This window comes from Pseudomonas sp. KH_046_1 (assembly GCF_057839025.1).
The window spans coordinates 6010073-6034713 of sequence record NZ_CM174481.1; the positions used below are offsets into that span (position 1 = coordinate 6010073).

The following is a 24641-nucleotide window of genomic DNA, read 5'->3' on the forward strand; positions in this document are numbered from 1 at the left end:
GGAGCCGACCATGACTGCTGAAATTTCCTACCTGCAGAACCTACAGCAGCCGCTGGAAGAGCTTCAGGCCCTGTTCGACTCCCAGCGTGCCGCCTACGCCGCCAACCCGATGCCACCGGCCGCGCAGCGCCAGCAATGGCTCAAGGCGCTAAAGGATTTATTGAACAATGAACGCCAGGCCCTGATCGATGCGATCAGCCAGGACTTCAGCCATCGCAGCGCCGATGAAACCCTGCTCGCCGAACTGATGCCCAGCCTGCACGGCATCCATTACGCCAGCAAACACCTCAAGGGCTGGATGCGAGCCTCGCGACGCAAGGTAGGCGCAGCCTTCCAGCCGGCTTCGGCCAAAGTGGTTTACCAACCGCTGGGCGTGGTCGGGGTCATCGTGCCGTGGAACTACCCGCTGTACCTGGCCATCGGCCCGTTGGTCGGCGCGCTGTCGGCGGGCAATCGGGTCATGCTCAAGCTCAGTGAGTCGACACCCGCGACCGGCCTGCTGATGAAGCAACTGCTGGCGCGAATCTTCCCCGAAGACCTGGTTTGCGTGGTCCTGGGCGAGGCGGATATGGGCGTGGCGTTTTCACGCCTGCCGTTCGATCACCTGCTGTTCACCGGCGCCACCAGCATCGGCAAACACGTGATGCGCGCCGCTGCGGAAAACCTGACCCCGGTGACCCTGGAACTGGGCGGCAAGTCCCCGGCCATTGTTTCTCACGACGTGCCGCTCAAGGATGCCGCCGAGCGCATCGCCTTCGGCAAGACCCTGAATGCCGGCCAGACCTGCGTGGCCCCGGACTACGTGCTGGTGCCGGAGGATCGCGTCGGAGGTTTCGTCGAAGCCTATCGCGCAGCCGTCCGCGGGTTTTATCCGACGCTGGCCGACAACCCGGACTACACCGCGATCATCAATGAGCGACAACTGGCGCGTCTCAACGGCTACGTCAGCGACGCCACCAGCAAGGGTGCGCTGCTGATGCCGCTGTTCGACCAGGGCCAGGGCCGCCGCATGAGCCATAGCCTGCTGCTCAACGTCACGGACGAGATGACGGTGATGCAGGACGAAATCTTCGGGCCGCTGCTGCCGATCGTGCCGTACAAGGATCTGGACCAGGCATTTGCCTACATCAACCAGCGCCCTCGCCCACTGGCGCTGTATTACTTCGGCTACGACAAACGCGAACAACAGCGCGTGCTGCACGAAACCCATTCCGGCGGCGTGTGCCTGAACGACACCCTGCTGCACGTCGCCCAGGACGACATGCCGTTTGGCGGTATCGGTGCCTCGGGCATGGGCCACTACCACGGCCATGAAGGGTTCCTGACCTTCAGCAAGGCCAAGGGCGTGTTGATCAAACAGCGGTTCAACGCCGCGAAGTTGATCTATCCGCCGTACGGCAAGTCGATTCAGAAGCTGATCCAGAAGCTGTTCATACGCTAACGATCATCACCGTCGGGTAATAACAATAATGAACCCCAGCCTGTCCGATTCACCCGCGCTGTCACGGCGCGGGCTGCTTAAATTCAGCCTCGGCGCCACAGCTTTCCTCGCCACCGCCGGGCTCGGAGCCAGCCTCAGCGGTTGTTCGTCGAGCGTGCCGGCCAATGGTTTCGTCACGTTACGCAGCGGCGACCTGCTGTTTTTACGGGCGTTGATCCCGGTCATGCTCGAGGGTGCCGTGACCGTCGAACGGATGCCCGAGGCTGTCGAGGGCACACTGAAAAGTCTGGACTACAATCTCGCCCACCTGTCGCCGGAAATGCTCAAGCTGACCCAACAATTGTTCGATGTGCTGGGCATGGCCGTGACCCGCGGACCGTTGACCGGGGTCTGGGGCAGCTGGGAGAACGCCAGTGCCAACGACATCCGAGCCTTTCTCGATCGCTGGGAAAACAGCTCGTTGAGCCTATTGCGCATGGGTCACAGTTCCTTGCTGCAACTGGTGATGATGGCCTGGTACGGCCGCAAGGAATCGTGGGCGCATTGCGGTTATCCCGGGCCACCAACGGTCTGAAACCGAGTCGGCCCCTTCGCGGGCAAGCCCGCTCCCACATTGACCGCATGACCCTGTGGGAGCGGGCTTGCTCGCGAAGGCGTCGGTCGTATCACCACAGAACCTAAACCATAATAAAAAGAGAACCCGAAGATGCCCGTACCCGATCCGTTCCGCGAAGGCATGGCCCGAGGCTGGAAAACCTACAACGGCTCGCAACTGACCCAGGACCTGACACTCGAAGCGGACGTGGCGATCATCGGCAGCGGTGCCGGCGGCGGCACCACCGCCGAAATCCTCAGCGCGGCCGGCTACAAGGTGCTGCTGATCGAAGAAGGCCCGCTCAAGACCAGCAGCGACTTCAAGATGCTCGAAGACCAGGCCTACGCCAGCCTTTATCAGGAAGGCATCGGCCGCATGAGCAAAGACGGCGCGATCACCATCCTCCAGGGCCGGGCGGTGGGCGGCACCACGCTGATCAACTGGACCTCCAGTTTCCGCACCCCGGAGCCGACCCTGGAACACTGGGCCAAAGAGCACAACGTCAAGGGCCACAGCCCGGCGGAAATGGCGCCGTGGTTCGAGAAAATGGAGCAGCGCCTGGGCGTCGCGCCGTGGATGGTGCCACCCAACGCCAACAATGATGTGATCCGCAAGGGCTGCGAAGCACTGAATTACTCTTGGCACGTCATCCCGCGCAACGTTCGCGGCTGCTGGAACCTCGGCTACTGCGGCATGGGCTGCCCGACCAATGCCAAGCAATCGATGATGGTCACCACCATTCCAGCAACCCTGGAAAAAGGTGGCGAGCTGCTTTACCTGGCTCGCGCCGAAAAACTTAACATCAGCGGCGACAGGATCACCGGCCTGCAATGTTCGGCGATGGATGAACGCTGCGTCGCACCGACCGGGCGCACCATCACGGTCAAGGCGCGGCATTTCGTGCTGGCCGGTGGCGGCATCAACAGCCCGGCCTTGCTGATGCGCTCCGGGGCACCCGACCCGCACAAGCGCCTGGGCAAACGCACGTTCCTGCACCCGGTGAACATGTCCGCCGCCTTGTTCGACGAAGTGGTCAACCCCTTCTACGGCGCACCGCAGTCGATCTATTCCGACCATTTCCAATGGCAGGACGGCACCACGGGCAAGATGTCCTACAAACTGGAAGTCCCGCCCCTGCACCCGGCGCTGGCCACGACATTGCTCGGTGGTTTCGGCCAGGAAAACTCGCAGCACATGGCCAATCTGGCCCATACCCACGCCATGCTGGCGTTGCTGCGGGACGGTTTTCACCCGGACAGCCCCGGTGGCAGCGTCGAATTGCGCAGCGATGACACGCCAGTGCTGGACTACCAGCTATCACCCTACGCCTGGGATGGATTGCGCCGGGCGTTCCATACCATGGCCGAGATCCAGTTTGCCGGTGGCGCCAAGGCCGTGATGCCGATGCACGCCGACGCCCGCTACGTGAAGACCCTCGCCGAAGCGCGCACGCTGATCGACGGCCTGAGCCTGGAGTTGTATCGCACACGCCTGGGCAGTGCCCATGTGATGGGTGGTTGCGCAATGGGTGAAGACCCGACAATTGCGGTGACCGACAGCCTCGGCCGGCATCATCAACTGGGCAATCTGTCGATCCACGACGGCTCGCTGTTCCCCACCAGCATTGGCGCCAATCCGCAACTGTCGGTCTACGGACTGACGGCGCAATTGGCGACGTCCCTGGCCGAACGTTTAAAAAACCCATGAAAATAACGATAATTCCCATCGTCTATAGTGCTTTCTTACCTAACAGGCGACTTGGCCGACCGGGAAGGCTGCGATACCATCCGACTCCCCAACGGATTCCCGCCAGGACGACGCGATGAACCGAGTGTTGTACCCAGGTACCTTCGACCCTATTACCAAGGGCCATGGCGATCTGGTCGAACGCGCCTCGCGCCTGTTCGATCACGTGATCATCGCCGTCGCCGCGAGCCCGAAGAAAAACCCGTTGTTTCCTCTGGAACAACGGGTAGAACTGGCGCGCGAAGTCACTAAACATCTGCCGAACGTTGAAGTCGTCGGCTTCTCGACGCTGTTGGCGCACTTTGCCAAAGAGAAGAACGCCAATGTGTTCCTGCGTGGTTTGCGTGCGGTGTCGGACTTCGAATACGAATTCCAGCTGGCCAACATGAACCGCCAGTTGGCGCCGGACGTGGAAAGCCTGTTCCTTACCCCGTCCGAGCGTTATTCGTTTATTTCCTCGACGCTGGTCCGTGAAATTGCAGCCCTGGGCGGCGATATCACCAAGTTCGTGCACCCTGTGGTGGCGGACGCACTGACCGAACGTTTCAAGAAATAACCCCCGCAAACTGTAGGAGCGAGCCTGCTCCGGGCGGCGTTCCGACGATGGACGTCAACGATAACGCGGGAAACCTGACACCCCGCGGCGTTCTCGAGTTCATCGCCAGCAGGCTGGCTCCTACAGTACGTCGCACCTGCGTGCAACGCAGGCGCCAATGCGGCACAATTGTGTGCATTGGTTTATTGCGCCCGGGCTTGCCGCCCCGGCTGGAGTTAGCATGTCCCTGATCATCACCGACGATTGCATCAACTGCGACGTCTGCGAACCCGAGTGCCCGAACGCCGCCATTTCCCAAGGCGAAGAGATCTACGTGATCGACCCGAACCTGTGCACTCAGTGTGTCGGCCACTACGACGAACCGCAGTGCCAGCAGGTCTGCCCGGTGGATTGCATTCCACTGGACGAAGCTCATCCGGAGACTGAAGAGCAGTTGATGGAGAAGTACCGGAAGATTACCGGCAAAGCTTAAGCCATTCGGCGCCTGTCAGGCCGCCTTCGCGAGCAAGCCCGCTCCCACATTTGGAATGCATTTCCCCTGTGGGAGCGGGCTTGCTCCGGGCGGCGTTCCGACGAAGACGTCATCAGCCTCACCAAAGCGATAACTGACAATCAGCTCTGACAACGCGGGCAAAAAACGCTGGCGCGCTGCCCGAGCTTCACTTCCCGCAAGCCCGTGCCACAGACCTTGCAGTGTTCACCGCCACGGCCGTACACGAACAACTCCTGCTGGAAATAACCAGGCTGACCGTCACCACCGATAAAGTCCCGCAGCGTGGTACCGCCACGCTCGATGGCGGCCGCCAGGATGCGCTTGATCTCGATGGCCAGCTTCAAGTAACGCGCACGGGAAATGCTCCTGGCTTCGCGGCGCGGATCGATCCCGGCGGCGAACAACGCTTCGGTCGCGTAGATATTGCCGACGCCCACCACCACCGCGTTGTCCATGATGAACGGTTTGACCGCCATCGAACGGCCACGGGACTGCTGGAACAGACGCTCGCCGTCGAACAGGTCAGTCAGCGGTTCCGGCCCCAGGCGGATCAGCAATTCATGATTGAGTGGGTCGAGGCTCCAGAGCATTGCGCCGAAGCGCCGCGGGTCGGTGTAACGCAGGGCCAGGCCCGACTCCAACTCGATGTCCACATGCTCATGCTTGGCCGCCGGCAGCCCGGCCTCCACCAGCCGCAAATTGCCTGACATGCCCAAGTGGCTGATCAAGGTGCCGACTTCGGCATTGATCAGCAGGTACTTGGCACGCCGCTCCACCAGCACGATACGCTGCCCGGACAACCGCACATCGAGGTCTTCGGGAATCGGCCAGCGCAAACGACGATCACGCACGATCACCCGGCTGACCCGCTGGCCTTCCAGGTGCGGCGCGATACCGCGACGGGTGGTTTCGACTTCTGGCAATTCAGGCATGGTGCTCTCGGCTCAGGCGCTTGGCCTGGAAGGTTCCGACACTCAGTGATGAGTGCCGAGGTCGCGGATCGTCTGCTTGAGGGTCTCGAAGTCGTAGTCCGAGAGGCCGACATAATCGAGCACCAGCGGCGCGATGCCGTTCCACTCGTGATCTTCGGTCTGATTGCCCAGCACCCGGTACGACGCGCAAATGTGCTCGGCCATCTTCAGGATCGCCAACAGGTTCTTCAACGAACTGTTGCGCGAAGATTCATCGCTGAATATCGCCAGGGCATTGTGGTGATTGGCAATCGCAGCGCTCACGTGTTCCGGTAGACGCCAGGACTTGGCCGTGTAATACCCAACCACCGAGTGATTGGTATTGAACACCTGATTCTCCGTATCCACCACCCGGCATTCGGCACTGGCGTTGGCATAGGCCTGCTCCAGAACGCCCATGTAGTCGGGGAAACGCTGAAGCATCAAGGGCACGCCGCAGTCGTGGAACAGGCCCAGGGCATACGCTTCATCGCCATTTTCAACGCCGATGCGCTTGGCCAGGGTCAGGCAAGTCATGGCCACGTCCTGCGCGGTGTCCCAGAAACGGTTCAGGGTGACAATGGTGTCGTCATTCATCTCGCCCTTGATCGACTGCGCGTTGATCAGGTTGATGACCGAACGGCTGCCCAGCAGATTTACCGCGCGCTGGATCGAGGCAATCTTGTTGCTCAGCCCGTAATACGGCGAATTGACGATCTTCAGCAGGGAACCGGAAAGTCCCGGGTCCTGGGAGATCAGCTTGGCAATGACTTCCAGATCCGGGTCGGGCATGTACTGCTCCATCTGCAAATCCACCATGATTTGCGGCTGGGCCGGTACGCTGATGCCCTGCAGGGCTTGTTGGATCTGTTCGGAAGTCAGCTCTTGGGACATTTGTGCACACTCTGGGTCAGACGGTGATTCTAACCTTTATGAAGTTGGATCCGACATACCAAATCGCATGACAACCCTCGCCACATGTCCACTTGCAGGCCAATCCGGGGTCTCAACACGCTATACTCCCGCTCTTTTTTCCGGAGCGACGACATGTCCCTGCCTAGCCTGCGCCTCAAAGCCAACGCCGACCGTCGTCTGCGCAACGGTCACTTGTGGGTCTACAGCAACGAAATCGATGTAGCCGCTACGCCTTTGCACGGTTTCAAGGCCGGCGACCAGGCGATCCTCGAAGCCGCCGGCGGCAAGCCGCTGGGCATCGTTGCCATGAGCCCGAACAACCTGATCTGCGCCCGTGTGCTGTCGCGCGACATCAAGTTGCCGCTGGACAAGTCGCTGCTGGTGCATCGCCTGAACGTGGCCCTGTCCCTGCGCGATCGCCTGTTCGACAAGCCGTTCTATCGCCTGGTCTACGGCGACTCCGACCTGCTGCCAGGCCTGGTGGTCGACCGTTTCGGCGACATTCTGGTGGTACAGATCGCTTCGGCGACCATGGAAGCCCATAAAGACGACGTGATTGCAGCACTGACCCAAGTGCTCAAGCCGAGCGGCATCCTGTTCAAGAACGACTCCGCTGCCCGTGACGCCGAAGGCCTCACCCGCTACGTCGAAACCGTGTTCGGCCTGGTGCCGGAGTGGGTTGCCCTCGAAGAGAACGGCGTGAAATTCGAAGCACCGGTCATCCAGGGTCAGAAAACCGGCTGGTTCTACGACCACCGCATGAACCGCGCACGCCTGGCACCCTACGCCAAAGGCAAACGCGTGCTCGACCTGTACAGCTACATCGGCGGCTGGGGCGTGCAGGCTGCCGCGTTCGGCGCCAGTGAAGTGTTCTGCGTCGACGCTTCGGCCTTCGCCCTCGACGGCGTCGAGCGCAACGCCGCACTGAACGGCTTCGCCGAGAAAATGACCTGCATCGAAGGCGACGTGTTCGAAGCCCTCAAAGAACTGAAAGCCAGCGAAGAACGCTTCGACGTGATCGTGGCCGACCCGCCGGCGTTCATCAAACGCAAGAAAGACATGAAGAACGGCGAAGGCGCCTACCGCCGCCTGAACGAGCAAGCCATGCGCCTGCTCACCAAGGACGGCATCCTGGTCAGCGCCTCGTGCTCGATGCACCTGCCGGAAGACGACCTGCAGAACATCTTGCTAACCAGCGCCCGCCATCTGGACCGCAATATCCAGATCTTGGAACGTGGCGGTCAGGGTCCGGATCATCCTGTACACCCGGCTATCGCTGAAACCCGCTACATCAAGAGCATCACCTGCCGGTTGCTGCCTAACAGCTAAAACCCTGCCCTTGTAGGAGCGAGCTTGCTCGCGATGGACGTCAACGATAACGCTGGCAACCTGACGCCCCACGGCGCTCTCAGGCTCATCGCGAGCAAGCTCGCTCCTACAGAGGTTCCCGGCATCAAAACAGGAAGCCTCCTACAGCGCTTTTGATTGAACGCCCTGCGTCCCAGACTAGTATCGGTTTCTGGTTTCAAGCATGAACGCTTGATCACTCCGGAAAACAAAAACAATGTCTGAGTCCTCTTACCCAGCTCTAAGTGGCGACCTGAAACGCCAACGAGTCTCCCGCTTTATCCTGATTACCAATATCTCGCTAATCAGTTTTTTCCCACTGAACATCCTCCTGCCTTCTTTTCCTGCCTTGGCCGCGAAGTTCGACAGTTCAACCGCTGACATCGCCCTTTCCATCAGTCTGTTCACGCTGGTTTTTGCGTTTTCTCAATTAATAACCGGCCCGCTTTCAGATAAGTGGGGGCGCAAGGAAGTTCTTCTTGGTTGCATCGTTGTTTCTACTCTCGGCTCGATAGGCTGCGCGCTGGCGACGGACTTCCCAAGCTTCCTGGCGTTTCGTGCAGTCCAAGCCATCGGGTGTGGTTTTTTTGTGCTGGGTCATGCACTGGTGGAGGATTTGTTCGATGAACAAGATAGGGCCCGGGTGCGCATTTATTACATGACGCTGAGCGGCTCCTTTGTTGCACTGGCACCGCTGTTAGGCTCTTGGCTACAAACCACTTTCGATTGGCAGGGTAGTTTTTATGGTTTTGCGCTCATGGCGCTCGGCATGCTGATCCATGCCCAACTGATACTACCTTCCAAGGCAGCCCTCCCAGAAAAAACACCCGTTTCAGTCATCCGTACGCTGAAATCCATCGCTGGAAATCAAGACTTCATCCGCTATTGGTGGATAGCCGCGTTAGTGTTCGCTTGTTATTTCGCGTTGATCAGCGTGACACCGCTGATTTTCATGGATGAGTTGAAACTGTCCGAGTACCAGTACGCGTGGGTACTTATGGTGTATGGGGTCGCCTACTTCCTGGGTGGAGTCATTGCTACCGCCATGCAGAAACATATCTCCCTCTCTGTGCAAATCAACATCGGCCTTGGATTACTGGGTGCCGCCGGCCTGTTGTTGATGTTAATCATCCGCTATGAGGCGATGACAACCATCACCCTGCTCATACCGATGGTGATCAGTGCTCTGGCGGTCACCCTGGTACGGCCTGCCGCCATTTCCGCAGCCATGTTGCTGTTCTCAAACAGCGCAGGGACGGCAGCATCCGCAGGCAACAGCATCATGTTCATTACCGCCGCCGTCAGCAGCGCCGCCCTCGCACAAACCGGGGACAATTTGCTGATGACCATTGCTGTCAGCTACATCGTGTTCAGTCTTTGGGGTTTGCTGACGAACACCAGGATCGGGCGCTGACTGTAGGAGCGAGCTTGCTCGCGAAGAACCTCAACGATGACGCAGCGCATCTGGTAGCCAGCGTTGTCTATGGATTCATCGCGAGCAAGCTCGCTCCTACAGACATAAGACACATCTGGAACTACTGTCGAACCAGCTATCTCCCCCCTCCTCACCTACCGTTTCTCTTCCAATCACTGAAGAGGACCAAGGAATGTCCAACGCACCCCATGCCCATCACTTACGCACCGGCCGCTATTCGGAAACCGGCCGGATTTATTTGCTCACAGCTGTCACCCACCAGCGACAACCCATCTTCAAGGACTGGCATATGGGTCATATGGTGGTAAGCGAGTTCAGGAAGGCGTCTGAGGACGGCCAAGCCTCCTCTATTGCCTGGGTGGTCATGCCGGATCACTTTCACTGGCTGGTCGAGTTGCATAACGGTGATTTGCCGAAACTGATGCAAGCCACCAAATCTCGAAGCGCCCGCGCTATCAACAAGGCGAGAGGCTGTCACGAGACGCTATGGCAAAAAGGTTATTTTGACCGGGCGTTGCGTCGCGAGGACGATCTGAAAGCGATGGCCCGATATATCGTTGCCAACCCATTGCGAGCAGGGCTAGTCGACCATATCGGCGAATATCCGCTATGGGACGCCATCTGGCTCTTAAACGCAGCCAACTGTAGGAGCGAGCTCGCTCGCGATGGTCGTAAACGATAACGCGTTCATTCTGGATGAACGCGTTGCCCTCTGGTTCATCGCGAGCAAGCTCGCTCCTACAGAAAATCGTTCCATGTGAAGTTCCGCAGGCTTGCCCGCACGTCCAGTGAACGCTCTCTCCACGCTTGCAGCCATTCCCTCCAGCCGCCAGCCGTGTAGAATCGCGAACATTCATCGCCAGTCATCCCCGGCGGGTTTATGAGCTCAAGCTGAAGCGCGCGGCGATCCCGCAAAGTTATCGGCAACTTCCGGACACGCGGCCATTTCTGAGTGTTCCAGACGTCAATAGAAGCTCACTTCCCTTTTGATACCTGATTAGCCGCCCGGAGTGCTTCATGCCTGATTACCGCTCGAAAACATCCACCCACGGCCGCAACATGGCCGGTGCCCGCGCACTGTGGCGCGCCACGGGGATGAAAGATGACGACTTCAAGAAGCCGATCATCGCCATTGCCAACTCCTTCACTCAGTTCGTACCGGGCCACGTGCACCTCAAGGACCTGGGCCAGATGGTCGCCCGCGAGATCGAACGCGCTGGCGGCGTGGCAAAGGAATTCAACACCATCGCTGTCGATGACGGCATCGCCATGGGCCACGACGGCATGCTCTATTCGCTGCCGAGCCGCGAGATCATCGCCGACTCCGTCGAGTACATGGTCAACGCCCACTGCGCCGATGCGATCGTCTGCATTTCCAACTGCGACAAGATCACCCCTGGCATGCTGATGGCGTCCCTGCGCCTGAACATCCCGGTGATCTTCGTCTCCGGCGGTCCGATGGAAGCCGGCAAGACCAAACTCGCCTCCCACGGCCTCGACCTGGTCGACGCCATGGTGATCGCCGCCGACTCCAGCGCTTCTGACGAGAAAGTCGCCGAGTACGAGCGTAGCGCCTGCCCGACCTGCGGTTCGTGCTCCGGCATGTTCACCGCCAACTCGATGAACTGCCTGGTCGAAGCGCTGGGTCTGGCATTGCCGGGCAACGGTTCGACCCTGGCCACCCACAGTGACCGCGAGCAGTTGTTCCTGCAGGCCGGCCGCACCATCGTCGAGCTGTGCAAGCGTTACTACGGCGAGAACGACGAGTCAGTATTGCCGCGCAACATCGCCAACTTCCAGGCGTTCGAAAACGCCATGACCCTGGACATCGCCATGGGCGGTTCCACCAATACCATCCTGCACTTGCTGGCTGCTGCCCAGGAAGCCGAGATCGATTTCGACCTGCGCGACATCGACCGTCTGTCCCGTCACGTGCCGCAACTGTGCAAGGTCGCGCCGAACATCCAGAAGTACCACATGGAAGACGTGCACCGCGCCGGCGGGATCTTCAGCATCCTCGGTTCGCTGGCCCGTGGTGGTTTGCTGCACACCCAGCTGCCGACCGTGCACAGCCGCAGCATGGAAGAAGCCATCGCCAAGTGGGACATCACCCAGACCACCGACGAAGCCGTGCACCACTTCTTCAAGGCCGGTCCGGCAGGCATCCCGACACAAACTGCATTCAGTCAGTCGACCCGTTGGGAAACCCTGGACGACGACCGTGAAAACGGCTGCATCCGCAGTGTCGAGCACGCGTACTCGCAAGAAGGCGGCCTGGCCGTTCTCTACGGCAACATCGCGTTGGACGGTTGCGTGGTGAAAACCGCTGGCGTCGACGAGTCGATCCACGTGTTCGAAGGCAACGCGAAGATCTTCGAAAGCCAGGACAGCGCCGTTCGCGGCATCCTCGCTGACGAAGTGAAAGAAGGCGACATCGTCATCATTCGCTACGAAGGCCCGAAAGGCGGCCCGGGCATGCAGGAAATGCTCTATCCGACTTCGTACCTGAAATCCAAAGGCCTGGGCAAAGCCTGCGCCCTGCTCACCGACGGTCGTTTCTCCGGCGGCACCTCGGGCCTGTCCATCGGCCACGCTTCGCCTGAAGCCGCTGCCGGTGGCGCGATTGGTCTGGTGCAGGACGGCGACAAAGTGCTGATCGACATTCCGAACCGCTCGATCAACCTGTTGGTCAGCGATGAAGAACTGGCTGCACGCCGGGTCGAGCAGGACAAGAAAGGCTGGAAACCGGTGGAAGTGCGTCCACGTAAAGTGACCACCGCACTGAAAGCCTACGCCCTGCTGGCCACCAGTGCCGACAAGGGTGCGGTGCGTAACAAGGCGATGCTTGACGGGCTGTAAGCGTTAACCGTCGATATAAAAATGCCCCGCCAAGTGCGGGGCATTTTTATTATCAACTCGGTCAACTGTGGGAGCGGGCTTGCTCGCGAAGGCGTTGTGTCAGTCAATATCTATGCCTACTGACAGGCCGCTTTCGCGAGCAAGCCCGCTCCCACATTGGATCGGTGTCGTTTTACTGAATTTCTTCAGGCTTGACGATCACCCAGTTCTTGTCAGCCGTCACCGTCAACCCTTCCTTGGCCTGGGCCGCCGCGTTCTTGGCCATCATGCCGTTGATCTGGGTCATGTACTTGTCCTTGCGGTTGACCCACAGGTGAATGCCGCCCTTGGCCACGTCAACACTGTGGAACAGCATGTAACCGTCGCTGCTCGGGGTATCGCCGCCAACCAGCACCGGTTTTTTCCACTCGTCGATGTAGGTCAGGATCGCTGCCTGCTTGCCGGCCATCCAGGTTGCCGGGGTCCACAGGTACGGGGTCAGTTCGAGGCCGAGGTTGGCCTTCTCGTCATATTTGCCGGCGGTGACCTGCTTGCGCGCGGTGGTCAGTTCGCCAGTCTTCGGGTCCTTGAGCAGCAGCGACACGCCGATCACGTTCTGCGGCTTGACGTTGTAGCCGTACTTCGGATCGGCCGCGACCATGCGCACCAGTTCTTCGGAGGCGGCGGTCATCACATAGACCTCGATGCCGTTCTCCATCAACTTGTTGTACAGCTCTTGCTGGCCGGTGAAGATCTTCGGCGGGTTGACGTCAAGCTTCTTGACCACATCGCCTTCGTAATAGGTGGCCGGCACCGGCTTGCCGGACGCCATCATCTCGTCGACATAACCCTTGAGTTCCTTGAGCGTAAAGCCGGAGAACACCTGGGCGACCCATGGGTAGCAAACCATGTCGTCGAGTTCACAGAGACGGTAGTAGTAGCTGAACAGGCTTTCCTTGTGGTCGGCGGTGTCCTTGAACGGCATCAATTTCAGGGAGGGATCGAGCTTGTCGCGGGTGATCAGGCCCTTGTTCTCCATGAACGGCAGCAACGACTCTTCGAGGTCGTAGCGGTAACTGGTGTTGTCCATGTCGAACACAGCGTAGTTACCTTTGTTGGCGTTGGCGGCGATCATCGCGTCCAGCGCCTTGGCCTGATCGGCGGGCCAGTGTTTCAGATCCGTTGCAAGCACCTGGCCGGCGAGGCCCAGGCAAAGTGCTGCTGCCAGTAATTTCGGTGCGAACTTCATTGGCGTTTCTCCCTGAATGTGAAAGAGATCGACGCTAACAAATAAGTGTGACAGTCCTCGCCTGTCAGCGACCGCCTGCGTCCCTTTCGCGCCAGTTGCATTTCTGACAGCGACATCCGCTTATTCCAAAAACGACGGACACCATGCGTTTTCGATATTAATTCATTAGTTTTCAAGCTGTTAGGCTTGCCGGTTCGCAGCTGCCCCGGAAGGCAGTTGGCAAAAGTCTAATGGGAGTTCCAATGAATCTGCCGCTGATTCTCAATCTTCTGGTGTTCCTCGCACTGCTCCTGGGCCTGGCGCAAACCCGCCACACCACTTGGAGCCTGGCGAAAAAAGTCCTGCTCGCACTGGTGCTGGGCGTGGCGTTCGGCGTGGCCTTGCACACCGTTTACGGTGCCGGCAACCCGGTACTCAAAGCCTCGATCGGCTGGTTCGATCTGGTGGGCAACGGATATGTGCAACTGCTGCAAATGATCGTGATCCCGCTGGTGTTCGCCTCGATCCTCAGCGCCGTGGCCCGCCTGCACAACGCCTCGTCGCTGGGCAAGATCAGCTTCCTGACCATCGGCACGCTGCTGTTCACCACGGCCATCGCGGCGCTGATCGGCATCGGCCTGACCAACCTGTTCGGCCTGACCGCTGAAGGCCTGGTGGCCGGCACCCAGGAAATGGCGCGCCTGCAAACCATCCAGACCGACTATGCAGGCAAGGTCGCCGACCTGAATGTGCCGCAGCTGTTGCTGTCGTTCATTCCGCAAAACCCGTTCGCCGATCTGGCGCGGGCCAAGCCGACGTCGATCATCAGCGTGGTGATTTTCGCGGCGTTCCTGGGAGTCGCGGCCCTGCAATTGCTCAAGGATGATGCTGACAAAGGTCAGAAAGTGATCAACGACATCGACACCCTGCAAGCCTGGGTGATGCGCCTGGTGCGCCTGGTGATGAAGCTGACCCCGTACGGCGTGCTGGCGCTGATGACCAAAGTGGTCGCCGGGTCGAACCTGCAAGACATCATCAAGCTCGGCAGTTTCGTGGTGGTGTCCTACATCGGCCTGGGCCTGATGTTCGTGGTTCACGGTGTGCTGGTATCGGCGGCCGGGATCAATCCACTGCGCTTCTTCCGCAAGATCTGGCCGGTGTTGACGTTTGCTTTCACCAGCCGCTCCAGCGCAGCGACGATTCCGTTGAGCATCGAGGCGCAGACCAGTCGCCTGGGCATCCCGCAGTCGATCGCCAGTTTCGCTGCGTCGTTTGGCGCAACCATTGGCCAGAACGGTTGTGCCGGTCTGTACCCGGCGATGCTGGCGGTGATGGTTGCGCCGACTGTGGGCATCAATCCGCTGGACCCATTGTGGATCGCGACGCTGGTGGCGATTGTCACGCTGAGTTCGGCCGGTGTGGCCGGTGTCGGTGGCGGCGCGACGTTCGCCGCGTTGATCGTGTTGCCGGCGATGGGCTTGCCGGTTTCGCTGGTGGCGTTGCTGATTTCGGTCGAGCCGCTGATTGATATGGGGCGTACAGCGTTGAACGTCAGTGGGTCGATGACGGCTGGGGCGATTACCAGCCAGGTGATGCAGCAGACTGATAAGGCGCTGCTGGATGCGGATGAGCATTCGCAGTTGGCTCACGCATAAGTCTTTCAGCGACTTAGCGGGCCTCTTCGCGGGCAAGCCCGCTCCCACAGGAATTGCGGTGTAGCACATAGAGTGTGAACACAACAGAACCTTGTGGGAGCTGGCTTGCCCGCGATGCTTTTAAGCTTTTTCCCAGACTTCGAAGTTGTACGCCGGTTTGTCCCCTTCAGCCGGGTTCGGCACATTCGACACCAGTTTCCACTGGCTCAAATCAAACTCCGGAAACCACGCATCCCCTTCCGGGCTCAGCGCCACGCGGGTCAGGTACAACCGATCGGCTTGGGCCAGCCCTTGCGCATACAACTGCGCACCACCAATCAGCATCAGCTCATCGACGCCCTGTTCCTTCGCCCATGCTTCAGCGCGAACGACGGCGGCTTCCAGCGACGGATAAACCTCCGCGCCTTCCAGCACCAGATCCGCCTGACGGCTGACCACGATGTTCAAGCGGCCCGGCAGCGGGCGACCGAGGGAATCCCAGGTCTTGCGACCCATGATGATCGGCTTGCCGAGGGTGGTGGCCTTGAAATATTTGAAGTCCCCCGGCAAGTGCCAGGGCATGCTGTTGTCGACGCCGATCACACGGTTTTCACCGAGGGCTGCGATCAGGCTGAGGGGGAGTGATTTAGTCATGCCGGCGAGGATACCAGAGCCTCGCTTTCGCCGATAAGCGCCACAGCGGTTATGCTCACAGCTCAATTAAGCGACGGGATGCCGCGTGACTGAACTGAATAACCTCTGGCTGACAGAAACCATCCGCCTGCGTGAAGAGTACGCCGGCCCTCTGGAAGACCTTGAAGCCAACCGACTGGCCCGCAGCGCCGGGGGCGATTTGCCGTCGCGCATTCAACGCCGGGCCCTGTGGCTGGCCGAACGCGATGGACTGGCCGATGCTCTCAAACACTGGCTGCAAGGCGCGCGATTGGCGCTGATCGTCATGGCGGTGCTGGCGGTGATCAGCGGCGCCGGCCTGGCCTTTGCTGCAATGGGTGACGGCCTGCACCCAGTAAATGTGTTCTGGGCCTTGGGCAGTCTGCTCGGACTCAATCTGATCCTGCTGCTGAGTTGGACCCTGGGCCTGGTGTTTGCCGGCGAACACGGCGCCAGCCTCGGGCGACTGTGGTTGTGGCTAAGTGAAAAACTCGCCCGGGACGCCAAAGCCGCGCAACTGGCTCCGGCCCTGCTGCTGTTGCTGCAACGGCAGAAACTCAATCGCTGGGCAATCGGCGTGCTGGTCAACAGCCTGTGGTTGCTGGCGATGCTCAGCGCCTTGGTCATTCTGCTGACGCTGATGGCGACCCGACGCTATGGCTTCGTCTGGGAAACCACCATCCTCAGTGCCGACACCTTTATCGCCGTAACCCAGGCCCTCGGCGCACTGCCGGCCCTGCTCGGTTTCAGTGTGCCGACCGAGGAGATGATCCGCGCCAGTGGCGACACCGCACTGAACATCGAAAGTGCCCGTCAGGCCTGGGCCGCCTGGTTGGTAGGTGTGTTGCTGGTTTACGGCGTGGTGCCGCGCCTGCTGCTCGCGCTTTTTTGCCTGTGGCGATGGAGGACGGGGCAAACGGCGCTGCGTCTGGATTTGAACCTGCCCGGTTACGCACAACTGCGCGAACGCTTGATGCCCACCAGCGAGCGCCTCGGCATCAGCGATGCGGCGCCTGAGCAACTGCATCGTGTGGAAAGCGGTGTCACCGAACAACAAAGTGATGGCGCGCTGTTGGTCGCCATCGAGCTGGATGACGATCGCCCATGGCCACCGCAATTGCCGAAAAACGTCAGCAACGCGGGCATCCTCGACAGCCGTGAATCGCGGCACAAACTCCTCGAGCAACTCAGCCGTTTCCCTCCGGCGCGATTGGCGATTGCTTGCGATCCACGACGCTCGCCGGATCGCGGCAGCCTGGCCTTGATTGCCGAACTGGCCCGCAGCGCCAGCGCCACCCGCGTGTGGTTGTTGCAGGCGCCCCCCGGTGAAGCGCTGGACGCCGAACGCCTGGGCGACTGGCACGTGGCGCTGCAACAGCTTGAGCTACCTTTTGCCGATTGTGCGCCGATGAACTGGCTGGAGACGGGTCATGACTAACCCTCTGAAACTCGCCGTCGTCGGCCACACCAACGTCGGCAAAACCTCGCTGTTGCGTACCCTTACCCGTGACGTGGGTTTCGGTGAGGTGTCCCACCGTCCGAGCACCACACGGCATGTCGAAGGCGCGCGGTTGTCGGTGGACGGCGAGCCCTTGCTCGATCTCTACGACACCCCCGGCCTGGAAGACGCCATCGCCCTGCTCGACTACCTCGAACGCCTGGAGCGGCCTGGCGAACGCCTCGACGGCCCGGCGCGGCTGGCGCGTTTCCTGGATGGCAGCGAAGCCCGACAGCGTTTCGAACAGGAGGCCAAGGTGCTGCGCCAGTTGCTGGCGTCGGACGCCGGGCTCTACGTGATCGACGCCCGGGAGCCGGTGCTGGCCAAGTATCGCGACGAGCTGGAAGTGCTGGCCAGTTGCGGCAAACCCTTGCTGCCGGTGCTGAACTTCGTCAGCAGCGCCAACCACCGCGAACCGGCATGGCGGGAAGCGCTGGCGCGGCTGGGCCTGCATGCCTTGGTGCGTTTCGACAGTGTCGCGCCGCCGGAGCATGGCGAGCGTCGACTCTATGAAAGTCTCGCCCTGCTGCTGGAATCTGCCCGGCCGCAACTGGAACGCCTGATCGCCGATCAGCAAGCCCAACGTCTGGCTCGCCAACAAAGCGCAGAGCGATTGATTGCCGAATTGTTGATCGATTGCGCGGCTTGTCGGCGCAGCGTGGTCAGTGAAGCCGAGCAGGAACAACAGGCGATCAACGAACTGCGCAAAGCCGTACGCCAGCGTGAGCAGCGTTGCGTCGAGGCCCTGCTCAAGCTCTACGCCTTCCGCCCACAGGATGCCGCTGCCAGTGATTTGCCGCTGCTCGACGGCCGTTGGGGCGATGATCTGTTCAACCCGGAGACCCTGAAACAACTGGGCGTGCGCGTCGGTGGCGGTATCGCTGCCGGCGCGGCTGCCGGCGCCGGGGTCGATTTGCTGGTGGGTGGCATCACCCTGGGCGCAGCGGCATTGGCCGGAGCGATTGCCGGCGGCGCCCTGCAAACCGCACGTAGTTATGGCAGCCGCCTGCTCGGCAAGATCAAGGGCCAGCGCGAACTGACGGTGGATGACAACGTGCTGCGGCTGTTGGCGCTGCGCCAGCGGCAATTGCTGCAAGCGCTCAATGCCCGTGGGCACGCAGCGATGGACAGCATTCAAGTGGCCACGCCACAGGATAAGACCTGGCGCGAAGGCAAACTGCCCGAAGCGCTGAACAAGGCGCGGGCGCATCCGCAGTGGTCGTCGCTGAATCCGCATCCGAAGTTGAATCAGGGGGAGCGGCAGGAGCAGATCGAGGTATTGGCGCAGCAGCTCTAGTGGCCTGACCGGCCTCTTCGCGAGCAGGCTCGCTCCCACAGTTGTTTCGCAGTGGACACAGAATCTGTGGTCGACACAGCTCCTTTGTGGGAGCGAGCCTGCTCGCGATGGCCGCGCCTCGGTTCAAAGGCTTTATGCAGCCAACAGGCGCACCGCCTTGTCCTTCAAAACCGCCAGATCAATCACCGGCACATGCATCTCTTTCGCCATTTCATCCCACTGACGCATGCGCAAACTCACGGCACACAGCGGGTCCTGCTCGAACGCCCCAGCCTCTTCAGCGGTCATCACCCCGCCCTGATACTCCAGGGTTCGGCGACTGGCTTCACTCAAGCGCTCGTAGTACCCCGGCTCTTTCAGCGTCAGATAACGCTTGGCCTGCACGTGGTATTCGACCAGGCGCGCCATGCGTTCGCTGAATCCGGCGCGGCGCAGATAATCCGCGCCGAGGCGTTCATGGCTGACCACACCGAAGCCGCCCATGTTCTCCGCGCGCTCAGTGCAGATATGCCCGATATCATGAAAGAACGCCGCCAGCACCACTTCATCGTCGAAGCCTTCGGCCATGGCCAATTGCGCCGCCTGGGACATGTGCTCGATCTGCGACACCGGTTCGCCGATGTAATCGCTGTCGCCAAAACGCTCGTACAAACCGAACACCTCGGCAATCACTTGCTCATTGCGCTCCATCAGATTTCCTCCAACACAGCTGCGATGTTTCGCTCAGCCATAGCCGGTCCGACGCTCATGCCGACACCAGTGTGCATCAACGCCACGCTCAGGCCTTTTGCCGGGCGCAGGAACGAGAACGGTCCCGGCCCCCGTGAACCATAGACCCCCTGCCAGCGTTCGACCACTTGCACTTTGCAGCCCAGGGTCTGCTCGGCCAGCTCGAGCATCCAGTCGTCGACCTGCTCGGTATTGAAGGGTGACGGATCGCTGCCGTAATGGTGCGAATCACCAATGATCAATTCGCCATGGGGTGTCGGGCTGATCAGCAGATGGATGCCGTTTTCGTGCAGGTGCGGCGCGGACTGCAGAATTTCTGCCTGTACCGCCGCTGCCTCCGGCAAGTCGGCGAAGGCGCCGTAGTGCACGCAACTCAAACCGGTGAGCAACGCGTGTTGCAGGTTGAGGTTGATTTGCGGGCGGGCGCGGAGCATTTGCAGGTGGCAGATTTGCGGCTCGAGTTCGGCGATCTGCTCGGCCAGCAAGGTCTGATAATCGTGGCCGGAACAGACGATGATCTGCTCGGCACTGAAGCTGCCGGCAGTGCTGTGCAGGCGGCCCGGCTCGATATCGCGCACCAGGGTAGAGAAGTGAAACTGGACGCCCAGGTCGCGACGCAGAAAGTCGATCAGCGCCGGAATCGCTTCGCGGGAATACAACTGCTGGTCGTCCATGCCATGCAACGCAGCGCGGTGATGGCGGAACTGACCGCCGTACAAATCGCGTAACGCAGCGCCGCGCAACAAGTCGACACGGTAACCGTGCTCCACCGCGCGGCCATCGCAAAAGGCTTCCAGCAGTTGTTCTTCCGCTTCGGTGCGGGCGAACAGGTACGAGCCATTGCGCTTGAGTTGCAGGCCGGCGAGCTGCGCCCAGTCGCCCCAGATTCCGCGACTGGCGCGGGCCAGTTCCAGCATCGGGCCGGGTGGCTGGCCGCTGACCAGTGCCTGGCCGAAGTTGCGCACCGAAGCGCCGAGGGGCGTTTCGCTGCGCTCGAAAACCGTGACCTTCAGACCGCGTTTGGCGGCGGCATACGCGTGAGACAAGCCCAGGATGCCGGCGCCGACGATCAGCATGTCGTTGTGTTGTGTCATCTAGAAGTGTCCTGAATTCGAGGCCGCCTTCGCGGGCAAGCCCGCTCCCACAGTGATTGGTGGTCGACACAGATTTTGTGACCGCCACAGGACCTGTGGGAGCGAGCTTGCTCGCGATGAGGCCCTTACAGCCGATGAAGACCTTACTTGGCCGCCACTTTCTCGGACTTGCCGTCATAGCGCTTGCGCCATTCGGTCAGGATCTCGTCGCGGTTTTTCGAAGCCCAGGCAAAGTCGTTCTTGATCAGGCGCTGCTCGTAGTCAGCCGGCAGTTCGGTCTGCGGCTTGGCGATGCCTGGCTGGGCGAGCACGGCGAAGTTTTCTTTGTAGAGCTCCATCGCCTCGGGGCTGGCGGAGAAGTCAGCCAGTTTCTTCGCCGCTTCTTCGTGGGCAGTACCCTTGATCACGGCAGTCGCTTCGATCTCCCAACCCAAACCTTCCTTCGGCAGGATGATGTCCAGCGGTGCACCCTGGCGTTTGAGCTGAACGGCCGGGTACTCAAAGGAAATACCGATCGGGAACTCACCGGCGGCAGCCAGTTTGCAAGGCTTGGAGCCGGAGTGAACGTACTGGCCGATGTTCTGGTGCAGGCCGTCCATGTAGGCCCAACCCTGCTTCTCGCCGAAGGTTTGCAGCCAGGCGCTGACATCGAGGAAACCGGTGCCGGACGAGGCCGGGTTCGGCATGACGATCTTGCCCTTGTACTCAGGCTTGGTCAGGTCTTGCCAGCTCACTGGCTTGGTCAGTCCCTGCTTTTCGGCTTCGACGGTGTTGAAGCAAATGGTCGCGGCCCAGACGTCCATGCCGACCCAGGCTGGTGGGTTGGCCGCGTCGCGGTAGTTGGTGCCGATCTTGCCCAGGTCTTTCGGTGCGTAGCTTTGCAGCATGCCTTGCTGATCGAGAATCGCCAGGCTCGAAGCGGCCAGGCCCCATACGGCGTCAGCCTGCGGACGGGCTTTTTCGGCCAGCAGTTTGGCGGTGATGATGCCGGTGGAATCACGCACCCATTTGATTTCGACGTCCGGGTTGGCCTTTTCGAAAGCTTCTTTGTAGGTCTTCAGTTGTTCGGCTTCGAGGGCGGTGTACACCGTCAACTCGGTTTTCGCCGCAAAGGCGTTCAGGCTGAAAGCGGTAAGGACAGCAGCGGCCAGGGCCATAGGCTTGAACATGATCTTTTCCTGTTTTGAGTTGAGGGGTTGTGCAGATTCAATGACCGGGCGCGGTCTGCCGCCAGGCCTGGGACCGGCGCAGCAAACCGCGCGAGGCCCAGGCCAGCAGCAGGGACACGCTCGCCGAGGTAATCAGGATCAGGGTCGACATCGCTGCCGCACCGCCGACGTTGCCGGCGTCATCCATGTTCAGCACCGCCACCGCCGCGAGGATGGTGTCGGGGCTGTAGAGGAAGATCGCCGCCGAAACGGTGGTCATGGCCGAGACGAACAGGTAGCGCACGATGTCCAGCAGCGCCGGCAGGCAGATCGGCACGGTGACACGCAGGTAATGGCGGTACAGCGGCGCCTTGAGCGACAGCGCGGCGGCTTCGAACTCGGCGTCGAGTTGGCGCAGCGCGGTGGTGGCGGTCATTTGTGCGGTGGTCAAATAGTGAGCAATGGTGCAGACGATCAGCAGGGTCATGGTGCCGTAGAGCACGTGCAGCGGGTTGCCGGTGAGGTTGAAGAAGAAGACGTAACCCAAACCCAGCACCAGGCCCGGCACCGCCATCGGGACGAAACTGAGCATGCGCAAGGTCAGGTTCAGGCCGCGCTGGCCCTTGGTTTTTTCCATCAGATAGGCGCCGGTGAAAATCAGCAGGCTGCCAATCAACGCCGTGCCCAAGGCCATCTTCAAGCTGTTGCCGTAGGCCAGCCAGCCACCTCCGGCGGTTTCGTTGAACTGGTAATGGTTGAGCGACAGCGACAGGTTGTACGGCCAGAACTTCACCAGGGACGAGAACACCGCCATGCCGAACACCAGCAGCAACGCGGCGCAGATCAGCAGGACGATGGCCAGGTAGCAGCTGTCGCGCAGCTTCGACGGCGCGGGTTTGAACACCTGGGCGCGACCGCTCATGGAGTCACCGTGGCGCCGACGCAACCAGGCATCGACCCCGAAACTGAACAGCGCCGGCAGCAACAGCACCATGCCGATCAACGCGCCACGACCGAACTGTTGCTGGCCGACCACCGCCTTGTAGGCTTCCAACGCCAACACTTGATAGTCGCCACCGACCACCACCGGCACACCAAAGTCAGTGATGGTCAGGGTGAACACCAGACAGAACGCGGCGAACACGGCCTGACGGGTCGCCGGCCAGGTGATGCTGCGGAAGGCTTTGGCCGGGCTGGCGCCCATGCTGGAGGCGGCATCGAACAGTCGCGCATCCGCCAGAGACAGGGCCGACAGAAGAATCATCAAGGCGTGCGGGAAGGTGTAGATGACTTCGCCAAGCACAATGCCCCAGAAGCCGTAGATGTTGTCCGAGAGCAGGCCACGCAGCATGCCCTGGTTGCCGAACAGGTAAACCAGCGCGATGCCCGGCAGCATCGACGGCGCCATCAATGGCAGCAGCGAGATGCCTCGCCAGATACCTTTGGCCGGAATCAAGGTGCGTTGCAGCGCGTAGGCAAACAGGTAGGCCAGCGGTACGACAATCGCCGCGACGCTGAGGGAAACCTTCAGGCTGTTACCGAGCAACCAGTGGAAGTTCTCGCTGGTCACCAGCTCTTTCGCTGCAACCCAGCCACCGCCCTGCCCGGCCTCGGCGCTAAAACCGCGCCAGAATATCGCCAGCAACGGCATCAATACGGCAACGCCCAGCAACACCAGCATGAGGACCTTGCCGCCGACCACGAACAACCGGTCACCGACCTCGGCGCGGGTGGTTTGTCGAACCTGCTTGTGCGGCAGCGGCAGCGCGATGTTCGCGCTCATCAGGCAAACACCTGCAGGCTGCGCGGCGGCAAGGCGACCATGATCTGCTGGGCGCCAAGTCGCGGCATGGCTTCCGGCGCCAGTTCGGCCAGCAGCGCATGGCCCGGCAATTGATCGAGTTCAAAGCTCATGCGGCAGCGGTTGCCGAGGAAGGTGATTTCGCGAACCTTGGCCGGGAACAGGTTTTCCTCGTGCACCAGCGGGTTGATGTTGATCGCTTCCGGGCGGCAGAACAAACGGCCCGACGCGGTCTTGGCGCCGCCATCGGCCAGTCGCATGCTCATTCCGCCGACTTGGGCGTGGCTGTCGCTGCTGCGCTGGAACGGCAACCAGTTACCCTGGCCGACGAACTCCGCCACGAAGGGCGTGGCCGGGCGGTTGTAGATTTCCTGCGGCGTGGCGTACTGCTCGACCTTGCCGTTGTTCATCACGGCGATGCGGTCGGCCATCAGCATGGCCTCGTCCTGATTGTGGGTCACCATCAAGGTGGTGATGCCGAGGTTGCGTTGCAGTTGGCGCAATTCGGTGCACAGATGCTCGCGCACCCGGGCATCGAGGGCCGACATCGGTTCGTCCAACAGCAACAGCGAAGGTGCCGGGGCCAAGGCGCGAGCGAGTGCAACCCGCTGCTGCTGGCCGCCGGACAATTGACCGGGATACTTTTTCTCGCTGCCGCTCAGGCCGACCAGTTCCAGCATCTGGCCGACACGACGGCGCACCTCGTCGCGACCGCTGCCGGCGAGGCCGTAGGCAATGTTCGCTTCGACGGTGAGATTGGGAAACAACGCGTAGGACTGGAACAGAATGCCGTAGTCCCGCGCCTGGGGCGCCAGGTGGGAAACGTCGCGATCGCCCAGGTACAACTCGCCGCTGTCCTGTTTCTCCAGACCTGCGATGCAGCGCAGCAAGGTGGTTTTGCCACAGCCCGACGGCCCCAGCAGACACACCAGCTCACCGGCCGCTACGTCGAGGGAAACGTTGTCCAGCGCGGTGAAGGCGCCGAAGTGCTTCTGTACACCGCGCACCTTCATCGGTGCGCCGGGGTTGGTCAGGGCGGTTGCGATCGAGTTGTTCATGGACGGACCTCATCTAGCAGATGGGGCCATCCTAGAGTTGTAATGAGTCCGTCATGTGGCAGTAAGGCAAAAACTGCCGATAGTGGTATTCGGGATTTTTGGTTAAGCCTTCAAGCCCTGTTTTGTTTGATCTGGCGCCTTCGCGAGCAAGCCCGCTCCCACAGTT

Annotated in this window: 21 protein-coding genes; 12 read left to right on the forward strand and 9 right to left on the reverse strand. The window is 60.8% G+C overall.

Annotated elements, in window-relative coordinates; translation table 11 throughout:
• Positions 1-10: 10 nt before the first annotated feature.
• The 5 genes from AC3IT9_RS27590 (at position 11) to AC3IT9_RS27610 (ending at position 4810) form a co-directional block, all read left to right on the forward strand.
• Positions 11-1441 carry a coniferyl aldehyde dehydrogenase gene (locus AC3IT9_RS27590; protein ID WP_150755082.1) on the forward strand — a complete coding sequence of 477 codons (1431 nt, stop codon included), beginning with the start codon at positions 11-13 and terminating at the stop codon, positions 1439-1441.
• 28 nt (positions 1442-1469) lie between these two features.
• Complete coding sequence (locus AC3IT9_RS27595; RefSeq protein ID WP_150755081.1) at positions 1470-2015, forward strand: twin-arginine translocation pathway signal protein; 546 nt, start codon at positions 1470-1472, stop codon at positions 2013-2015.
• Positions 2016-2147: 132 nt separating this feature from the next.
• Positions 2148-3743 (forward strand): GMC family oxidoreductase, encoded by a 1596-nt coding sequence (locus AC3IT9_RS27600; protein WP_489271440.1) that lies wholly within the window; start codon positions 2148-2150, stop codon positions 3741-3743.
• A 115-nt stretch (positions 3744-3858) separates the two neighbouring features.
• The gene (coaD, locus tag AC3IT9_RS27605; RefSeq protein WP_046039203.1) at positions 3859-4338 is read left to right on the forward strand and encodes a pantetheine-phosphate adenylyltransferase; all 480 of its coding nucleotides are present in this window, start codon (positions 3859-3861) and stop codon (positions 4336-4338) included.
• 220 nt (positions 4339-4558) lie between these two features.
• Positions 4559-4810, forward strand: a complete 252-nt coding sequence (locus AC3IT9_RS27610) for a YfhL family 4Fe-4S dicluster ferredoxin (RefSeq protein ID WP_003195146.1) — start codon at positions 4559-4561, stop codon at positions 4808-4810.
• 140 nt (positions 4811-4950) lie between these two features.
• Here AC3IT9_RS27610 and mutM read toward each other — a convergent pair whose 3' ends face one another.
• A complete protein-coding gene (gene mutM, locus AC3IT9_RS27615; RefSeq protein ID WP_150755078.1) occupies positions 4951-5763 on the reverse strand; it encodes a bifunctional DNA-formamidopyrimidine glycosylase/DNA-(apurinic or apyrimidinic site) lyase in 813 nt (270 codons plus the stop codon).
• Between the two features lie 42 nt (positions 5764-5805).
• Positions 5806-6675, reverse strand: coding sequence for an HDOD domain-containing protein (locus AC3IT9_RS27620; RefSeq protein ID WP_150755077.1), 870 nt, complete (start codon positions 6673-6675; stop codon positions 5806-5808).
• A 153-nt stretch (positions 6676-6828) separates the two neighbouring features.
• Between AC3IT9_RS27620 and AC3IT9_RS27625 the strand changes: the two genes are divergently transcribed.
• The 4 genes from AC3IT9_RS27625 to ilvD all read left to right on the forward strand — a co-directional run bounded on the left by AC3IT9_RS27625 (position 6829) and on the right by ilvD (position 12337).
• Positions 6829-8025: a class I SAM-dependent rRNA methyltransferase gene (locus tag AC3IT9_RS27625; RefSeq protein ID WP_046039197.1), complete on the forward strand. Its 1197-nt coding sequence runs from the start codon at positions 6829-6831 to the stop codon at positions 8023-8025.
• Positions 8026-8260: 235 nt separating this feature from the next.
• Positions 8261-9457, forward strand: a complete 1197-nt coding sequence (locus AC3IT9_RS27630; protein ID WP_150755076.1) for an MFS transporter — start codon at positions 8261-8263, stop codon at positions 9455-9457.
• A gap of 193 nt (positions 9458-9650) precedes the next feature.
• The gene (locus AC3IT9_RS27635; RefSeq protein WP_489271441.1) at positions 9651-10160 is read left to right on the forward strand and encodes an REP-associated tyrosine transposase; all 510 of its coding nucleotides are present in this window, start codon (positions 9651-9653) and stop codon (positions 10158-10160) included.
• 335 nt (positions 10161-10495) lie between these two features.
• Positions 10496-12337: a dihydroxy-acid dehydratase gene (gene ilvD / locus AC3IT9_RS27640; protein WP_489271442.1), complete on the forward strand. Its 1842-nt coding sequence runs from the start codon at positions 10496-10498 to the stop codon at positions 12335-12337.
• Between the two features lie 172 nt (positions 12338-12509).
• On the opposite strand, the gene AC3IT9_RS27645 is transcribed toward ilvD, so the two are convergent.
• Positions 12510-13565 (reverse strand): HAD family hydrolase, encoded by a 1056-nt coding sequence (locus AC3IT9_RS27645; protein ID WP_489271443.1) that lies wholly within the window; start codon positions 13563-13565, stop codon positions 12510-12512.
• A gap of 242 nt (positions 13566-13807) precedes the next feature.
• Here AC3IT9_RS27645 and AC3IT9_RS27650 point away from each other — a divergent pair, with 242 nt between their 5' ends.
• Complete coding sequence (locus tag AC3IT9_RS27650) at positions 13808-15199, forward strand: L-cystine transporter (protein WP_489271444.1); 1392 nt, start codon at positions 13808-13810, stop codon at positions 15197-15199.
• A 120-nt stretch (positions 15200-15319) separates the two neighbouring features.
• Here the strand turns inward: AC3IT9_RS27650 and AC3IT9_RS27655 are convergent, their stop codons facing one another.
• Entirely contained in the window at positions 15320-15832 is a 513-nt protein-coding gene (locus AC3IT9_RS27655; protein ID WP_347909613.1) for a dihydrofolate reductase, read from the reverse strand.
• 85 nt (positions 15833-15917) lie between these two features.
• On the opposite strand from AC3IT9_RS27655, the gene AC3IT9_RS27660 reads away from it, so the two are divergent.
• Positions 15918-17288 (forward strand): DUF2868 domain-containing protein, encoded by a 1371-nt coding sequence (locus AC3IT9_RS27660; protein ID WP_489271445.1) that lies wholly within the window; start codon positions 15918-15920, stop codon positions 17286-17288.
• On the forward strand, positions 17281-18645 hold the full coding sequence (locus AC3IT9_RS27665; protein ID WP_489271446.1) for a GTPase/DUF3482 domain-containing protein: 1365 nt from the start codon (positions 17281-17283) through the stop codon (positions 18643-18645). The genes AC3IT9_RS27660 and AC3IT9_RS27665 overlap by 8 nt, the downstream gene beginning before the upstream one ends.
• A 132-nt stretch (positions 18646-18777) precedes the next feature.
• On the opposite strand, the gene AC3IT9_RS27670 is transcribed toward AC3IT9_RS27665, so the two are convergent.
• The 5 genes from AC3IT9_RS27670 to AC3IT9_RS27690 form a co-directional block, all read right to left on the reverse strand.
• Positions 18778-19335 carry a phosphonate degradation HD-domain oxygenase gene (locus tag AC3IT9_RS27670; protein ID WP_489271447.1) on the reverse strand — a complete coding sequence of 186 codons (558 nt, stop codon included), beginning with the start codon at positions 19333-19335 and terminating at the stop codon, positions 18778-18780.
• Entirely contained in the window at positions 19335-20468 is a 1134-nt protein-coding gene (locus AC3IT9_RS27675; protein ID WP_489271448.1) for a TIGR03364 family FAD-dependent oxidoreductase, read from the reverse strand. The genes AC3IT9_RS27670 and AC3IT9_RS27675 overlap by 1 nt, the downstream gene beginning before the upstream one ends.
• Before the next feature lie 143 nt (positions 20469-20611).
• Positions 20612-21637, reverse strand: a complete 1026-nt coding sequence (locus tag AC3IT9_RS27680) for a putative 2-aminoethylphosphonate ABC transporter substrate-binding protein (protein ID WP_489271449.1) — start codon at positions 21635-21637, stop codon at positions 20612-20614.
• Positions 21638-21674: 37 nt separating this feature from the next.
• Complete coding sequence (locus AC3IT9_RS27685) at positions 21675-23399, reverse strand: putative 2-aminoethylphosphonate ABC transporter permease subunit (protein ID WP_489271450.1); 1725 nt, start codon at positions 23397-23399, stop codon at positions 21675-21677.
• Positions 23399-24475 carry a putative 2-aminoethylphosphonate ABC transporter ATP-binding protein gene (locus AC3IT9_RS27690; protein WP_489271451.1) on the reverse strand — a complete coding sequence of 359 codons (1077 nt, stop codon included), beginning with the start codon at positions 24473-24475 and terminating at the stop codon, positions 23399-23401. Before AC3IT9_RS27690 ends, AC3IT9_RS27685 begins: the two co-directional genes overlap by 1 nt.
• Between the last annotated feature and the right edge of the window lie 166 nt (positions 24476-24641).

Coding starts and splice junctions, on each gene's coding strand:
- AC3IT9_RS27590 (WP_150755082.1), top strand. CDS start 11: ATGACTGCTGAAATTTCCTACCTGCAGAACCTACAGCAGCCGCTGGAA.
- AC3IT9_RS27595 (WP_150755081.1), top strand. CDS start 1,470: ATGAACCCCAGCCTGTCCGATTCACCCGCGCTGTCACGGCGCGGGCTG.
- AC3IT9_RS27600 (WP_489271440.1), top strand. CDS start 2,148: ATGCCCGTACCCGATCCGTTCCGCGAAGGCATGGCCCGAGGCTGGAAA.
- coaD (WP_046039203.1), top strand. CDS start 3,859: ATGAACCGAGTGTTGTACCCAGGTACCTTCGACCCTATTACCAAGGGC.
- AC3IT9_RS27610 (WP_003195146.1), top strand. CDS start 4,559: ATGTCCCTGATCATCACCGACGATTGCATCAACTGCGACGTCTGCGAA.
- mutM (WP_150755078.1), bottom strand. CDS start 5,763: ATGCCTGAATTGCCAGAAGTCGAAACCACCCGTCGCGGTATCGCGCCG.
- AC3IT9_RS27620 (WP_150755077.1), bottom strand. CDS start 6,675: ATGTCCCAAGAGCTGACTTCCGAACAGATCCAACAAGCCCTGCAGGGC.
- AC3IT9_RS27625 (WP_046039197.1), top strand. CDS start 6,829: ATGTCCCTGCCTAGCCTGCGCCTCAAAGCCAACGCCGACCGTCGTCTG.
- AC3IT9_RS27630 (WP_150755076.1), top strand. CDS start 8,261: ATGTCTGAGTCCTCTTACCCAGCTCTAAGTGGCGACCTGAAACGCCAA.
- AC3IT9_RS27635 (WP_489271441.1), top strand. CDS start 9,651: ATGTCCAACGCACCCCATGCCCATCACTTACGCACCGGCCGCTATTCG.
- ilvD (WP_489271442.1), top strand. CDS start 10,496: ATGCCTGATTACCGCTCGAAAACATCCACCCACGGCCGCAACATGGCC.
- AC3IT9_RS27645 (WP_489271443.1), bottom strand. CDS start 13,565: ATGAAGTTCGCACCGAAATTACTGGCAGCAGCACTTTGCCTGGGCCTC.
- AC3IT9_RS27650 (WP_489271444.1), top strand. CDS start 13,808: ATGAATCTGCCGCTGATTCTCAATCTTCTGGTGTTCCTCGCACTGCTC.
- AC3IT9_RS27655 (WP_347909613.1), bottom strand. CDS start 15,832: ATGACTAAATCACTCCCCCTCAGCCTGATCGCAGCCCTCGGTGAAAAC.
- AC3IT9_RS27665 (WP_489271446.1), top strand. CDS start 17,281: ATGACTAACCCTCTGAAACTCGCCGTCGTCGGCCACACCAACGTCGGC.
- AC3IT9_RS27670 (WP_489271447.1), bottom strand. CDS start 19,335: ATGGAGCGCAATGAGCAAGTGATTGCCGAGGTGTTCGGTTTGTACGAG.
- AC3IT9_RS27675 (WP_489271448.1), bottom strand. CDS start 20,468: ATGACACAACACAACGACATGCTGATCGTCGGCGCCGGCATCCTGGGC.
- AC3IT9_RS27680 (WP_489271449.1), bottom strand. CDS start 21,637: ATGTTCAAGCCTATGGCCCTGGCCGCTGCTGTCCTTACCGCTTTCAGC.
- AC3IT9_RS27685 (WP_489271450.1), bottom strand. CDS start 23,399: ATGAGCGCGAACATCGCGCTGCCGCTGCCGCACAAGCAGGTTCGACAA.
- AC3IT9_RS27690 (WP_489271451.1), bottom strand. CDS start 24,475: ATGAACAACTCGATCGCAACCGCCCTGACCAACCCCGGCGCACCGATG.